Here is a 13,742-nt window from a genome sequence, read left to right on the forward strand (position 1 = left end):
TTTTCTTATTTATCCAGCGCCGAGGTGAATGGGCGCTCGGTGTAACCGGTATACAGCTGACGCGGACGGGCGATTTTCATGCCTTCGTCGTGCATCTCTTTCCAGTGTGCAATCCAGCCCACGGTACGCGCCATCGCGAAGATAACGGTAAACATGGAAGACGGAATGCCCATCGCTTTCAGGATGATGCCTGAATAGAAATCGACGTTTGGATAGAGTTTACGCTCGATGAAGTACGGGTCGTTCAGCGCAATGTGTTCCAGCTCCATCGCCACTTCCAGCAGATCATCTTTCATGCCCAGTTCGTTCAGCACTTCATGGCAAGTGTCACGCATTACGGTAGCGCGCGGATCGTAGTTTTTATACACGCGGTGGCCGAATCCCATTAGACGGAACGAATCGTTCTTATCTTTCGCACGTTTCACAAACTCAGGGATGTGCTCAACGGTGCTGATCTCTTCCAGCATACGCAGCGTCGCTTCGTTGGCACCGCCATGCGCCGGTCCCCACAGTGAAGCGATACCGGCGGCGATACAGGCAAACGGGTTCGCGCCTGAAGAGCCTGCGGTACGCACGGTAGAGGTTGAGGCGTTCTGCTCATGGTCGGCGTGCAGAATCAGAATACGGTCCATGGCGCGTTCCAGCACCGGGTTTACTTTGTACTCTTCGCACGGCGTGGCAAACATCATATGCAGGAAGTTACCGGCATAAGAGAGATCGTTACGCGGATAAACAAACGGCTGGCCGATGGAGTATTTGTAGCACATCGCGGCCATGGTCGGCATTTTCGACAGCAGGCGGAACGCAGCGATTTCACGGTGACGTTCAATGTTGACGTCTAAAGAGTCGTGATAAAACGCCGCCAGCGCACCGGTCACACCACACATCACCGCCATTGGATGCGAATCGCGGCGGAAGCCATGGAACAGTCGGGTGATTTGCTCGTGGATCATGGTGTGGCGGGTAACGGTAGTGCGGAACTCTTCAAACTGGGCTTGGGTCGGGGCTTCGCCATTCAGCAAGATGTAACACACTTCGAGGTAGTTAGAGTGAGTCGCAAGCTGATCAATCGGGAAACCACGGTGTAACAGAATGCCTTCATCACCATCAATAAAGGTGATTTTGGATTCGCAGGACGCAGTAGAGGTGAAGCCGGGATCGAAGGTGAACAGGCCTTGTGAGCCAAGGGCGCGGACATCAACAACATCTTGTCCCAGCGTGCCTTGCATCACGTCCAGTTCAACAGACGTATTATCTTGTAGGGTTAGCGTCACTTTTTTATCTGTCATTATTTCGTCTCCATAGCGCCTTAAGGTAAGGATCTTAGACACCAGAATAGCCATGTTGTTACGTAAAACCACAATCTTCACAGCATCACTCTGCGGTAACGTGTGTCGTGCAGGGTTACAGAGTGAACGCTGAGCTGGGCCATTCGGTGGCGTCGGGGCATGACATGCTGCACATCGAGGATGTTAAAGTTCCTGTCACGACATAACTTCTTGGTAACCAATAACCTGATGCTTTATATAACTTGTATTGGCAATGTTACATAACTTGAGCTTAGGGGAAAGTGTATCCCCATAACTTTTGTGCATCATAGGGCTTTAATGCGATTGTTTGTAACTGAAATGTTGATTCTTTGTCAAATCAGATAATTAAAAATGTATAAATTGTGAAATTCGTGAAGGTGATCACTGTTCAGCCTAAATGTGACCAAAGAGATTGTAGGGGAATTGTAATCAGAATGTGATCCTCCTATACTGCGGCCAGGTCTCCGGAACACCCTGACACCAGGAGCCACCCAGCGTTTTACCCGCTTTATTTAACACTGGATGTTGCTATTTTGGTGGCGGTTGCAGTCTGAACACACGCTGTGTCTCTGATGCAACTCAGGACCGGAGGAAGCAAAATAAAAAAGAGCTGTGTGGGCAAAACCGTGAAAAAACAAAGACCTGTTAACTTGGATCTCTCGACGATCCGGTTTCCCGTTACTGCAATATCGTCCATTCTCCACCGCGTCTCCGGCGTGATCACCTTTGTCGCTCTCGGAATTCTGCTCTGGTTACTGGGTCTCTCCCTCTCTTCTCCTGAAGGCTTCCTGCAAGCGGCATCCATCATGGATAGCTTCTTCGCCAAATTCATCATGTGGGGCATTTTAACTGCGCTGGCGTATCACGTCGTGGGCGGTATTCGTCATATGTTGGCTGATTTTGGCTTTATGGAAGAAACCTTGCAGGTGGGAACCCGTTCCGCGCAAGCGGCTTTTGGTATCACTGTCGTGCTCTCAATTTTGGCTGGAGTCCTCGTATGGTAAGCAATGCTTCTGCATTAGGACGCAACGGTATCCATGACTGGCTGTTACTGCGTGCTGCTGCAATCTTAATGACGCTTTACATCATCTACATCCTCGGTTTTGTCGTGATGACAGGCACGCTGACGTATGACGTCTGGCACGGCTTCTTCTCGTCCGCCTTCACTAAAGTGTTCACCGTGTTAACGCTGTTCTCGATTCTGATCCACGGCTGGATTGGCATGTGGCAGGTATTAACCGATTACGTGAAACCGGTAGCAACCCGTTTGCTGCTGCAGTTTGTGATTGTGGTTGCGCTGTTGTCGTACGCTATTTATGGAATCGTTGTGGTGTGGGGTGTGTAAATGAGTTTGCCAGTCAGAGAATTTGATGCCGTGGTGATCGGCGCGGGTGGTGCAGGTATGCGCGCCGCCTTGCAAATCTCCCAATCGGGCCAAACGTGCGCCCTGTTATCCAAAGTTTTCCCAACCCGTTCTCATACCGTATCGGCGCAGGGCGGTATTACCGTTGCGCTGGGTAACACCCATGAAGATAACTGGGAATGGCACATGTACGACACCGTCAAAGGTTCCGACTTTATCGGCGACCAGGACGCGATCGAATATATGTGTCATGTCGGTCCAGAAGCGATTCTGGAACTGGAACATATGGGATTGCCTTTCTCCCGTCTTGATGATGGCCGCGTCTATCAGCGTCCGTTTGGTGGTCAGTCGAAGAATTTCGGCGGTGAGCAGGCGGCGCGTACTGCTGCAGCTGCCGACCGTACCGGCCACGCCTTGCTGCATACGCTGTATCAGCAGAACCTGAAAAACAAAACCACCATCTTCTCCGAATGGTATGCGCTGGATCTGGTGAAAAACGAAGACGGCGCGATTGTCGGCTGTACGGCAATCTGCATGGAAACCGGCGAAACCGTCTATTTCAAAGCCAAGGCCACCATTCTGGCGACCGGCGGCGCGGGCCGTATTTACCAATCCACCACTAACGCCCACATCAACACCGGTGACGGCGTTGGTATGGCGCTGCGCGCCGGCGTGCCGGTGCAGGATATGGAAATGTGGCAGTTCCACCCAACCGGTATTGCCGGTGCGGGCGTGCTGGTCACCGAAGGTTGTCGTGGTGAAGGTGGTTACCTGCTGAATAAGCACGGTGAACGCTTCATGGAGCGTTATGCGCCGAACGCCAAAGATCTGGCGGGTCGTGATGTAGTTGCGCGTTCGATGATGGTGGAAATCCGTGAAGGTCGCGGTTGCGATGGCCCTTGGGGTCCGCACATCAAACTGAAACTCGACCACCTCGGTGCCGAAGTGCTGGAGTCGCGTCTGCCGGGTATCCTTGAGCTGTCGCGTACCTTTGCCCACGTCGACCCAATCAAAGAACCGATTCCGGTGATCCCAACCTGCCACTACATGATGGGCGGCGTGCCGACCAAAGTGACTGGCCAGGCGCTGCGCGTGAACGAGCAGGGCGAAGATGTGGTGATTCCGGGTCTGTTTGCCGTTGGCGAAATCGCCTGCGTATCGGTACACGGCGCTAACCGCCTCGGCGGCAACTCGCTGCTCGATCTGGTGGTGTTCGGCCGCGCAGCCGGTGTGCATCTGCTGGAGTGTATTGAAGAGCAGGGCGAACTGCGTGAAGCCACGCAGGAAAATCTTGATGAAGCGATGGCGCGCTTCAACCGCTGGGAAAATAACACCACCGGTGAAGATCCTGTCGAAATCCGTAAAGCGCTGCAGCGCTGCATGCAGAACAACTTCTCGGTATTCCGCGATGGCGATGCGATGCGTGAAGGTCTGGAAGAGCTGAAAGTGATTCGTGAGCGTCTGAAATCGGCGCGTCTTGATGACCGTTCGCCAGACTTCAACACACAGCGTATCGAGTGCCTTGAGCTGGATAACCTGATGGAAACCGCTTACGCCACCGCTGTTGCCGCCAACTTCCGTACCGAAAGCCGTGGCGCGCATAGCCGCTTCGACTTCCCGGATCGCGATGATGAAAACTGGCTGTGCCACAGTCTCTATGTTCCGCAGACGGAAAGCATGACGCGCCGTGAGGTGAACATGCAACCGAAACTGCGTGCGGCCTTCCCGCCGAAAGCGCGTACCTACTAATTGCGGAGATCATCATGAGACTCGAATTTTCAATCTATCGTTACAACCCGGAAGTCGATGCCAAGCCGCGCATGCAGGAGTACACCCTGGAGTCGGAAGATGGTCGCGACATGATGCTGTTGGATGCGCTGATCCGTCTGAAAGAGAAAGACCCTACGTTGGCTTTCCGTCGCTCTTGCCGTGAAGGCGTGTGCGGTTCAGATGGTCTGAACATGAACGGTAAAAATGGTCTGGCGTGTATCACGCCGATCTCTGCGCTGGGCAACGGTTCGAAGAAAATTGTTATCCGTCCACTGCCCGGTTTGCCGGTGATCCGCGACCTCGTGGTAGACATGGGACAATTCTATGCACAGTATGAGAAGATTAAGCCTTTCCTGTTGAATAATGGGGAAAATCCACCGGCACGCGAGCATTTACAGAGCCCAGCCGAGCGTGAGCATCTGGACGGTTTGTATGAGTGTATTCTCTGCGCCTGCTGCTCAACGTCGTGCCCGTCGTTCTGGTGGAATCCGGACAAGTTTGTCGGTCCGGCTGGCCTGCTGGCCGCTTACCGTTTCCTGATCGACAGCCGCGACACTGAAACCAATGCGCGTCTCGACAATCTAAACGATGCTTTCAGTGTTTTCCGCTGTCACAGCATCATGAACTGTGTGAGCGTGTGCCCGAAAGGCCTAAACCCTACGCGCGCCATCGGCCATATTAAGTCGATGCTGCTGCAACGCGGGGCGTAACAGAAAGTCACTCTCCGGGAACTGAGGTTCCCGGATGTTTACGGAAGCCTCTATAAGCGCGGTGCTGACCACGCTTATAAAGGTTCCCTTACGAGCCAGGCGCCGGTAGCGCACAGGTTCGTATCGCTGAACTCACTACGGCAAGCCGCGTAAGCGGTAAAAAATGAAACCTCATAAAAAGCAGATTAATGCTTAAGGGATCACAATGCAGAACAGCGCGATGAAACCCTGGCTGGACTCCTCCTGGCTGGCCGGCGCGAACCAATCTTACATAGAGCAACTCTATGAGGATTTCCTGACCGATCCTGACTCAGTTGATGACATGTGGCGCGAGCTGTTCCAACAGCTGCCGGGCACTGGCGTGAAACCTGAGCAATTTCACTCCACCACGCGTGACTACTTCCGCCGCCTGGCTAAAGACGCCACGCGTTATACATCAACCGTGACCGATCCGGCGACCAACTCCAAACAGGTTAAAGTGCTGCAGCTGATTAATGCGTTCCGCTTCCGCGGCCATCAGCATGCAAACCTCGATCCGCTTGGCCTGTGGAAACAGGACACGGTAGCCGACCTCGATCCGGCTTATCACGATCTGACCGACGCCGATTTTCAGGAAAGCTTTAACGTAGGCTCTTTTGCTATCGGCAAAGAGACCATGAAGCTGGCCGATCTGTTTGCGGCGCTGCAGCAGACTTACTGTGGCTCGATTGGTGCTGAATACATGCACATCAACAACACCGACGAGAAGCGCTGGATTCAGCAGCGTCTGGAATCGGTGGTGGGCCACGCGTCTTTCAGCAGCGACGAGAAAAAAGGTTTCCTGAAAGAGCTGACCGCGGCAGAAGGCCTGGAAAAATATCTGGGCGCGAAATTCCCTGGCGCGAAGCGCTTCTCGCTGGAAGGCGGTGATGCGCTGGTGCCGATGCTGCGCGAGATGATTCGTCACGCTGGCAAAAGCGGTACGCGCGAAGTGGTGCTGGGTATGGCGCACCGTGGTCGTCTGAACGTACTGATCAACGTATTAGGTAAGAAGCCGCAGGATCTGTTCGACGAATTCTCCGGTAAGCACAAAGAACACCTTGGCACCGGCGACGTGAAGTACCACATGGGCTTCTCGTCTGACGTGGAAACCGAAGGCGGCCTGGTGCATCTGGCGCTGGCGTTCAACCCGTCGCATCTGGAAATTGTTAGCCCGGTGGTGATGGGTTCGGTGCGTGCGCGCCTGGATCGTCTGGCTGAGCCAAGCAGCAACAAAGTTCTGCCAATCACCATTCACGGTGATGCTGCAGTAATCGGTCAGGGCGTGGTGCAGGAAACCCTGAACATGTCGCAGGCGCGTGGCTACGAAGTGGGCGGTACCGTTCGCATCGTGATCAACAACCAGGTTGGTTTCACTACCTCCAACCCGAAAGATGCGCGTTCTACGCCGTACTGTACCGATATCGGCAAGATGGTGCTGGCACCGATTTTCCACGTTAACGCGGACGATCCGGAAGCAGTAGCCTTTGTGACTCGCCTGGCGCTGGATTATCGCAACACCTTTAAACGTGATGTCTTCATCGACCTGGTGTGCTATCGCCGTCACGGCCACAACGAAGCCGACGAGCCAAGTGCAACGCAGCCGTTGATGTACCAGAAAATCAAAAAGCATCCGACGCCGCGTAAACTCTATGCCGATCAGCTGGAAAGCGAAGGCGTAGCGACCAGCGAAGATGCCACCGAGATGGTCAATCTGTATCGCGACGCGCTGGATGAAGGCGAATGCGTGGTACCAGAGTGGCGTCCGATGAGCCTGCATTCATTCACCTGGTCGCCGTATCTGAACCACGAGTGGGATGAAAGCTACCCGGCAACCGTGGAACTGAAACGCCTGCAGGAACTGGCGCGCCGCATCAGCAGCGTACCGGAATCGGTAGAAGTGCAGTCTCGCGTTGCCAAGATTTACAACGATCGCAAAGAGATGGCCGAAGGCAACAAAGCGTTCGATTGGGGCGGTGCAGAAAACCTCGCCTATGCCACGCTGGTTGACGAAGGGATTCCGGTGCGTCTGTCCGGTGAAGATACCGGTCGCGGTACCTTCTTCCACCGTCATGCGGTGATCCACAACCAGACCAACGGCTCAACCTACACGCCGCTGCACCATGTCCATAACGGCCAGGGTCAGTTCAAAGTGTGGGATTCCGTGCTGTCTGAAGAGGCCGTACTGGCCTTCGAATACGGTTATGCCACCGCAGAGCCGCGCGTGCTGACCATCTGGGAAGCGCAGTTCGGTGACTTCGCCAACGGTGCGCAGGTCGTGATCGACCAGTTCATCAGCTCCGGCGAGCAGAAATGGGGCCGTATGTGTGGCCTGGTCATGTTGCTGCCGCACGGTTATGAAGGTCAGGGCCCTGAGCACTCCTCAGCGCGTCTGGAGCGTTATCTGCAACTCTGTGCTGAACAGAACATGCAGGTGTGCGTGCCTTCCACGCCTGCGCAGGTTTACCACATGCTGCGTCGTCAGGCACTGCGCGGTATGCGCCGTCCACTGATCGTCATGTCACCGAAATCACTGCTGCGTCATCCGCTGGCGATTTCCAGCCTGGAAGAGTTGGCCACTGGCAGTTTCCAGCCGGCGATTGGTGAAATCGACGATCTCGATCCGCAACAGGTAAAACGCGTTGTGCTGTGTTCGGGCAAGGTTTATTACGATCTGCTGGATCAGCGTCGTAAAAACGAGCAGACCGACGTGGCCATCGTGCGTATCGAACAACTCTATCCGTTCCCGCACAAAGTCGTGCAGGACGTATTGAAAAACTATGCTCATGTGCAGGATTTCGTGTGGTGTCAGGAAGAGCCGCTGAATCAGGGCGCATGGTATTGCAGTCAGCATCATTTCCGCGAAGTGGTTCCATTTGGTGCGTCACTGCGTTATGCAGGCCGTCCGGCTTCTGCTTCACCGGCCGTGGGCTACATGTCCGTACATCAAAAACAGCAGCAAGACCTGGTTAATGACGCGCTGAACCTTGGTTAATAAAAAGGAAAGAAAATGAGTAGCGTAGAAATTCTCGTTCCCGATTTGCCTGAATCCGTAGCGGACGCAACGGTTGCAACCTGGCACAAAAAACCTGGCGACTCTGTGAGCCGCGATGAAGTTCTGGTAGAAATTGAAACTGACAAAGTGGTGCTGGAAGTGCCTGCTTCAGCGGACGGCATTCTTGAAGCCGTGCTGGAAGATGAAGGCGCTACCGTGACTTCTCGTCAGATTCTGGGCCGCTTGAAAGAAGGCAACAGCGGCGGGAAAGAGACCACAGCGAAAGCGGAAAGCAACGAGTCTACTCCGGCACAGCGTCAGACTGCCTCACTGGAAGAAGAGAGCAACGATGCGCTCAGCCCAGCGGTACGTCGTCTGATTGCTGAAAACAACCTCGATGCCGCGCAGATCAAAGGCACCGGTGTTGGCGGTCGTTTGACGCGTGAAGATGTGGAAAAACATCTGGCGAAGAAAGCCGACGGCGGCAAAGCAGCACCAGCCCCAGCGGCGGCCGCAGCACCGCAAGCGGCTGTGGCAAACCGCAGCGAAAAACGCGTACCGATGACGCGTCTGCGTAAGCGTGTTGCCGAGCGTCTGCTGGAAGCGAAAAACAGCACCGCGATGTTGACCACGTTCAACGAAATCAACATGAAGCCAATCATGGATCTGCGCAAGCAGTACGGCGACGCGTTTGAGAAGCGTCACGGCGTGCGTCTGGGCTTCATGTCCTTCTACATCAAAGCGGTGGTTGAAGCGCTGAAACGCTTCCCGGAAGTGAACGCATCAATTGATGGCGAAGATGTGGTTTACCACAACTATTTCGATGTGAGCATTGCGGTTTCTACCCCGCGTGGTCTGGTTACGCCGGTGCTGAAAGATGTTGATGCACTGAGCATGGCTGACATTGAGAAGAAGATTAAAGAGCTGGCGGTGAAAGGCCGTGACGGCAAGTTGACGGTTGAAGAGCTGACCGGCGGTAACTTCACCATCACCAACGGTGGTGTGTTTGGTTCGCTGATGTCTACGCCAATCATCAACCCACCGCAGAGCGCGATTCTCGGCATGCACGCCATCAAAGAGCGCCCAATGGCGGTCAATGGTCAGGTTGTGATTCTGCCAATGATGTATCTGGCGCTCTCTTACGATCACCGTTTAATTGATGGTCGTGAATCCGTTGGCTATCTGGTCGCGGTGAAAGAGATGCTGGAAGATCCAGCTCGCCTGCTGCTGGACGTCTAATTTCGCCGGGCGCGCGGTGTGAAGGCGCGCCCAAACTCATACCTGAATGGATAGAACATCATGAATTTACATGAATACCAGGCGAAGCAGCTGTTTGCACGCTATGGCATGCCAGCACCGACAGGCTACGCCTGCACCACGCCACGTGAAGCTGAAGAAGCCGCGTCTAAAATTGGCGCAGGTCCGTGGGTCGTGAAATGTCAGGTTCATGCCGGTGGCCGCGGTAAAGCGGGCGGCGTGAAAGTGGTTAACAGCAAAGAAGACATTCGTGCTTTTGCTGAACATTGGCTGGGCAAACGTCTGGTGACCTATCAAACTGATGCGCACGGTCAGCCGGTAAACCAGATTCTGGTGGAAGCCGCGACTGATATCGATCAGGAGCTGTATCTGGGTGCGGTTGTTGACCGTGCTACCCGTCGCGTGATCTTCATGGCTTCGACAGAAGGCGGTGTTGAGATTGAGAAAGTGGCAGAAGAAACGCCACACTTGATCCACAAAATGGCGCTGGATCCATTAGCGGGTCCACAGCCGTATCAGGGCCGCGAGTTGGCGTTCAAACTCGGCCTGACCGGTAAGCAAGTTAGCCAGTTCACCAAAATCTTCATGGGTCTGGCGACCATGTTCCTCGAGCGCGATCTGGCGATGGTTGAGATCAACCCGCTGGTGATCACCAAGCAGGGCGATCTGATCTGCCTCGACGGCAAACTGGGCGCGGACGGTAACGCACTGTTCCGTCAGCCGGAACTGCGTGAAATGCGCGATCCGAGCCAGGAAGATCCACGTGAAGCACACGCTACGCAGTGGGAACTGAACTACGTTGCGCTGGATGGCAACATCGGCTGTATGGTGAACGGCGCCGGTCTGGCGATGGGCACCATGGACATCGTGAAACACCACGGTGGTGAGCCAGCCAACTTCCTGGACGTTGGTGGCGGCGCAACCAAAGAGCGCGTTACCGAAGCCTTCAAAATCATCCTGTCTGACGATGCGGTGAAAGCTGTGTTCGTTAACATCTTCGGCGGCATTGTGCGTTGCGACCTGATCGCAGACGGCATCATCGGTGCCGTAGCAGAAGTGGGTGTCAACGTGCCAGTTGTGGTTCGTCTGGAAGGTAACAACGCCGAGCTGGGCGCTAAGAAACTGGCGGACAGCGGTCTGAACATCATTGCAGCAACCAGCCTGACAGACGCTGCACAGCGTGTTGTAGCTGCAGCGGAGGGTAAATAATGTCCATTTTGATCGACAAAAACACCAAAGTCATTTGCCAGGGTTTCACCGGTGGTCAAGGGACGTTTCACTCTGAGCAGGCGCTGGCCTACGGTACGCAGCTGGTTGGCGGTGTAACGCCAGGCAAAGGCGGCACCACGCATCTCGGCCTGCCGGTGTTCAACACCGTGCGTGAAGCCGTAGAAGCGACCGGCGCAACTGCCACCGTAATCTACGTTCCAGCGCCGTTCTGCAAAGACGGTATCCTGGAAGCGATCGATGCGGGCATCAAACTGATTATCACCATCACCGAAGGTATCCCAACGCTGGATATGCTGACCGTGAAAGTGAAGCTGGATGAAGCTGGCGTGCGTATGATCGGCCCGAACTGCCCAGGCGTGATCACCCCAGGCGAATGTAAGATCGGTATCATGCCGGGCCACATTCATCAGCCAGGCCGCGTCGGTATCGTATCGCGTTCAGGTACGCTGACTTATGAAGCCGTTAAGCAGACCACTGACATCGGCTACGGCCAGTCAACCTGCGTAGGTATCGGTGGTGACCCGATCCCAGGCTCTAACTTCATCGATATCCTGAAATTGTTCCAGGAAGATCCACAGACTGAAGTGATCGTGATGATCGGTGAGATCGGTGGTAGCGCGGAAGAAGAAGCAGCGGCGTACATTAAAGCACACGTGACCAAGCCGGTTGTAGGCTATATCGCCGGTGTTACTGCACCGAAAGGCAAGCGTATGGGCCACGCAGGCGCCATCATTGCCGGTGGTAAAGGTACCGCTGATGAGAAATTTGCTGCGCTGGAAGCGGCCGGTGTGAAAACCGTACGCAGCCTGGCAGATATTGGCGACGCGGTTAAAGCAGTTCTGCCAATCAAATAAGCCGGTATTGACTGACATTGAAAAGCCACCTTCGGGTGGCTTTTTTTTTGGTAATTACCCGCCTAAAAGAGGGGCAAAAAGCGCAACGGTTTCAAAAACTGCGGCTATGCTTACTCTGTCATCAGGGTAAAGAAGGGAAAAGGCGCTGGATCTTTGTCAAACAATTAGCACGCGACTTTCCAAAACGAGGTTAAAAAATTGCGGAAAAGGTAATTATATTCTTAATTATATGATGATGTTGTGACATCTAATTAACAACCACTATAACACTACATATCTGGAAATTTATTGTCTTAATCCAGATCAATAAATAGCGACTTATAGGAAACTTTACCGCTAGCAAAACGCCGACTAACCGGTATAAATTGCGCTGCATCAATTCAGTCTTCGTCATAATTTATCAGGAGTTTGTGCCAGGCGTTGTTATATCAATTCTGCCGCCTCCTCGTTTCACTCCTGCTTTAAATTGACTGAAAAGATCGGTTTTTCGGGGAATTTTTATCACTGTTACTCGCTCTCTTCGGGCAACAGCTTTCTCTGTTCTATCAGTAACAAAACTGGAATCAATAATCAGTCGTTCCTGAATCTTATTCTGCGCGTCAATGTCTGTTGTTTGCCGTTGTCATCCGCAGGGGAAGTTCATGCGAGGAGCAAGGAGTCATCATGTTAGATATTGTCGAGCTGTCGCGTTTACAGTTTGCCCTGACGGCGATGTACCATTTCCTGTTCGTGCCATTAACGCTGGGTATGGCGTTTTTATTGGCGATCATGGAAACCGTATATGTCCTGACGGGGAAACAAATTTATAAAGATATGACCAAGTTCTGGGGCAAGTTGTTTGGTATCAACTTTGCACTCGGCGTGGCTACCGGCCTGACCATGGAATTCCAGTTCGGTACTAACTGGTCATATTACTCACACTACGTCGGCGATATCTTCGGTGCGCCGCTCGCCATTGAAGGTTTAATGGCGTTCTTCCTCGAATCCACCTTTGTTGGCCTGTTCTTCTTTGGCTGGGATCGTCTCGGCAAAGTGCAACACCTTGCGGTGACCTGGCTGGTGGCGCTCGGTTCGAACATGTCCGCGCTGTGGATTCTGGTGGCGAACGGCTGGATGCAAAACCCGATCGCATCGGAATTCAATTTCGAAACCATGCGTATGGAGATGTTGAGTTTCTCCGAGCTGGTGCTGAACCCGGTTGCGCAGGTGAAGTTTGTGCATACCGTGGCCGCCGGTTACACCACGGGTGCGATGTTCATCCTGGGTATCAGCGCATGGTATCTGCTGAAAGGGCGCGACATTGCTTTCGCTAAACGCTCTTTCGCCATCGCAGCCAGCTTCGGTATGGCGGCGATTCTGTCGGTGATCGTGCTGGGTGACGAATCCGGTTATGAAATCGGCGACGTGCAGAAAACCAAACTGGCGGCAATTGAAGCGGAATGGGAAACCCAACCGGCTCCGGCTGCGTTTACACTGTTTGGTATTCCGGATCAGGAGACGCAGGAGAACAAATATGCGATTCAGATTCCGTATCTGCTCGGCCTGATCGCCACGCGTTCAGTCGATACGCCAGTCACCGGTTTGAAAGATCTGCTGGCACAACATGAAGTGCGTATTCGTAACGGCATGAAAGCCTACGCGCTGCTGAACGAATTGCGCGGTGGCAGCAAAGATCCTGAGGTGCGCAGCCAGTTTGAAGCCAGCAAACAGGATCTCGGTTATGGCCTGCTGTTGAAGCGCTATACGCCGGATGTGGCCAACGCGACCGAAGCGCAGATCCAGGAAGCGACGAAAGACTCCATTCCACGCGTTGCACCGCTTTACTTCGCCTTCCGCATCATGGTGCTAGGCGGTGTGCTGATGCTGGGCATTATTGCGCTCTCCTTCTGGAGCGTGATTCGTAACCGCATCGGTAAGTCTCGCTGGTTACTGAAAGCCGCGTTGTATGGCATTCCGTTACCGTGGATTGCGATTGAAGCAGGTTGGTTTGTTGCCGAGTATGGTCGCCAACCGTGGGCAATTGGTGAGGTGCTGCCAACCGCGGTCGCTAACTCTTCATTGACCGTCGGCGATCTGCTGTTCTCAATGACGCTGATTTGCGGTCTCTACACCTTGTTCCTCGTGGCGGAAATGTACCTGATGTTCAAGTTCGCGCGCCTCGGTCCAAGCAGCCTGAAAACCGGCCGCTATCATCATGAAACGCTGAAGACATCATCTCAGCCGGCGCGTGGATAA

At 53.8% G+C, this 13,742-nt stretch carries 10 protein-coding genes; 9 read left to right on the plus strand and 1 reads right to left on the minus strand.

Going from position 1 to position 13,742, the window contains the following annotated elements; translation table 11 throughout:
• Positions 1–5: 5 nt before the first annotated feature.
• The gene (locus HX773_RS10090; RefSeq protein WP_176971395.1) at positions 6–1,289 is read right to left on the minus strand and encodes a citrate synthase; all 1,284 of its coding nucleotides are present in this window, start codon (positions 1,287–1,289) and stop codon (positions 6–8) included.
• Between the two features lie 593 nt (positions 1,290–1,882).
• On the opposite strand from HX773_RS10090, the gene sdhC reads away from it, so the two are divergent.
• The 9 genes from sdhC (at position 1,883) to cydA (ending at position 13,742) form a co-directional block, all read left to right on the plus strand.
• Positions 1,883–2,314: a succinate dehydrogenase cytochrome b556 subunit gene (gene sdhC / locus HX773_RS10095; RefSeq protein ID WP_176971396.1), complete on the plus strand. Its 432-nt coding sequence runs from the start codon at positions 1,883–1,885 to the stop codon at positions 2,312–2,314.
• Positions 2,308–2,655: a succinate dehydrogenase membrane anchor subunit gene (gene sdhD / locus HX773_RS10100; RefSeq protein WP_176971397.1), complete on the plus strand. Its 348-nt coding sequence runs from the start codon at positions 2,308–2,310 to the stop codon at positions 2,653–2,655. Before sdhC ends, sdhD begins: the two co-directional genes overlap by 7 nt.
• Entirely contained in the window at positions 2,656–4,422 is a 1,767-nt protein-coding gene (gene sdhA, locus HX773_RS10105) for a succinate dehydrogenase flavoprotein subunit (protein WP_176971398.1), read from the plus strand. It begins immediately after the preceding gene.
• A 14-nt stretch (positions 4,423–4,436) separates the two neighbouring features.
• Positions 4,437–5,153 carry a succinate dehydrogenase iron-sulfur subunit gene (locus tag HX773_RS10110; protein WP_007890649.1) on the plus strand — a complete coding sequence of 239 codons (717 nt, stop codon included), beginning with the start codon at positions 4,437–4,439 and terminating at the stop codon, positions 5,151–5,153.
• 205 nt (positions 5,154–5,358) lie between these two features.
• Positions 5,359–8,166: a 2-oxoglutarate dehydrogenase E1 component gene (gene sucA, locus HX773_RS10115; protein WP_176971399.1), complete on the plus strand. Its 2,808-nt coding sequence runs from the start codon at positions 5,359–5,361 to the stop codon at positions 8,164–8,166.
• 15 nt (positions 8,167–8,181) lie between these two features.
• Positions 8,182–9,405 carry a 2-oxoglutarate dehydrogenase complex dihydrolipoyllysine-residue succinyltransferase gene (gene odhB, locus HX773_RS10120; protein WP_176971400.1) on the plus strand — a complete coding sequence of 408 codons (1,224 nt, stop codon included), beginning with the start codon at positions 8,182–8,184 and terminating at the stop codon, positions 9,403–9,405.
• A gap of 60 nt (positions 9,406–9,465) precedes the next feature.
• Positions 9,466–10,632: an ADP-forming succinate--CoA ligase subunit beta gene (gene sucC / locus HX773_RS10125; RefSeq protein ID WP_007890646.1), complete on the plus strand. Its 1,167-nt coding sequence runs from the start codon at positions 9,466–9,468 to the stop codon at positions 10,630–10,632.
• Positions 10,632–11,507: a succinate--CoA ligase subunit alpha gene (gene sucD, locus HX773_RS10130; RefSeq protein ID WP_008107375.1), complete on the plus strand. Its 876-nt coding sequence runs from the start codon at positions 10,632–10,634 to the stop codon at positions 11,505–11,507. Before sucC ends, sucD begins: the two co-directional genes overlap by 1 nt.
• Positions 11,508–12,170: 663 nt before the next feature.
• On the plus strand, positions 12,171–13,742 hold the full coding sequence (gene cydA, locus HX773_RS10135) for a cytochrome ubiquinol oxidase subunit I (protein ID WP_176971401.1): 1,572 nt from the start codon (positions 12,171–12,173) through the stop codon (positions 13,740–13,742).

Source organism: Pantoea sp. B9002, from assembly GCF_013385945.1.
Taxonomy (GTDB): domain Bacteria; phylum Pseudomonadota; class Gammaproteobacteria; order Enterobacterales; family Enterobacteriaceae; genus Pantoea.

Coding starts and splice junctions, on each gene's coding strand:
- HX773_RS10090 (WP_176971395.1), bottom strand. CDS start 1,289: ATGACAGATAAAAAAGTGACGCTAACCCTACAAGATAATACGTCTGTT.
- sdhC (WP_176971396.1), top strand. CDS start 1,883: ATGCAACTCAGGACCGGAGGAAGCAAAATAAAAAAGAGCTGTGTGGGC.
- sdhD (WP_176971397.1), top strand. CDS start 2,308: ATGGTAAGCAATGCTTCTGCATTAGGACGCAACGGTATCCATGACTGG.
- sdhA (WP_176971398.1), top strand. CDS start 2,656: ATGAGTTTGCCAGTCAGAGAATTTGATGCCGTGGTGATCGGCGCGGGT.
- HX773_RS10110 (WP_007890649.1), top strand. CDS start 4,437: ATGAGACTCGAATTTTCAATCTATCGTTACAACCCGGAAGTCGATGCC.
- sucA (WP_176971399.1), top strand. CDS start 5,359: ATGCAGAACAGCGCGATGAAACCCTGGCTGGACTCCTCCTGGCTGGCC.
- odhB (WP_176971400.1), top strand. CDS start 8,182: ATGAGTAGCGTAGAAATTCTCGTTCCCGATTTGCCTGAATCCGTAGCG.
- sucC (WP_007890646.1), top strand. CDS start 9,466: ATGAATTTACATGAATACCAGGCGAAGCAGCTGTTTGCACGCTATGGC.
- sucD (WP_008107375.1), top strand. CDS start 10,632: ATGTCCATTTTGATCGACAAAAACACCAAAGTCATTTGCCAGGGTTTC.
- cydA (WP_176971401.1), top strand. CDS start 12,171: ATGTTAGATATTGTCGAGCTGTCGCGTTTACAGTTTGCCCTGACGGCG.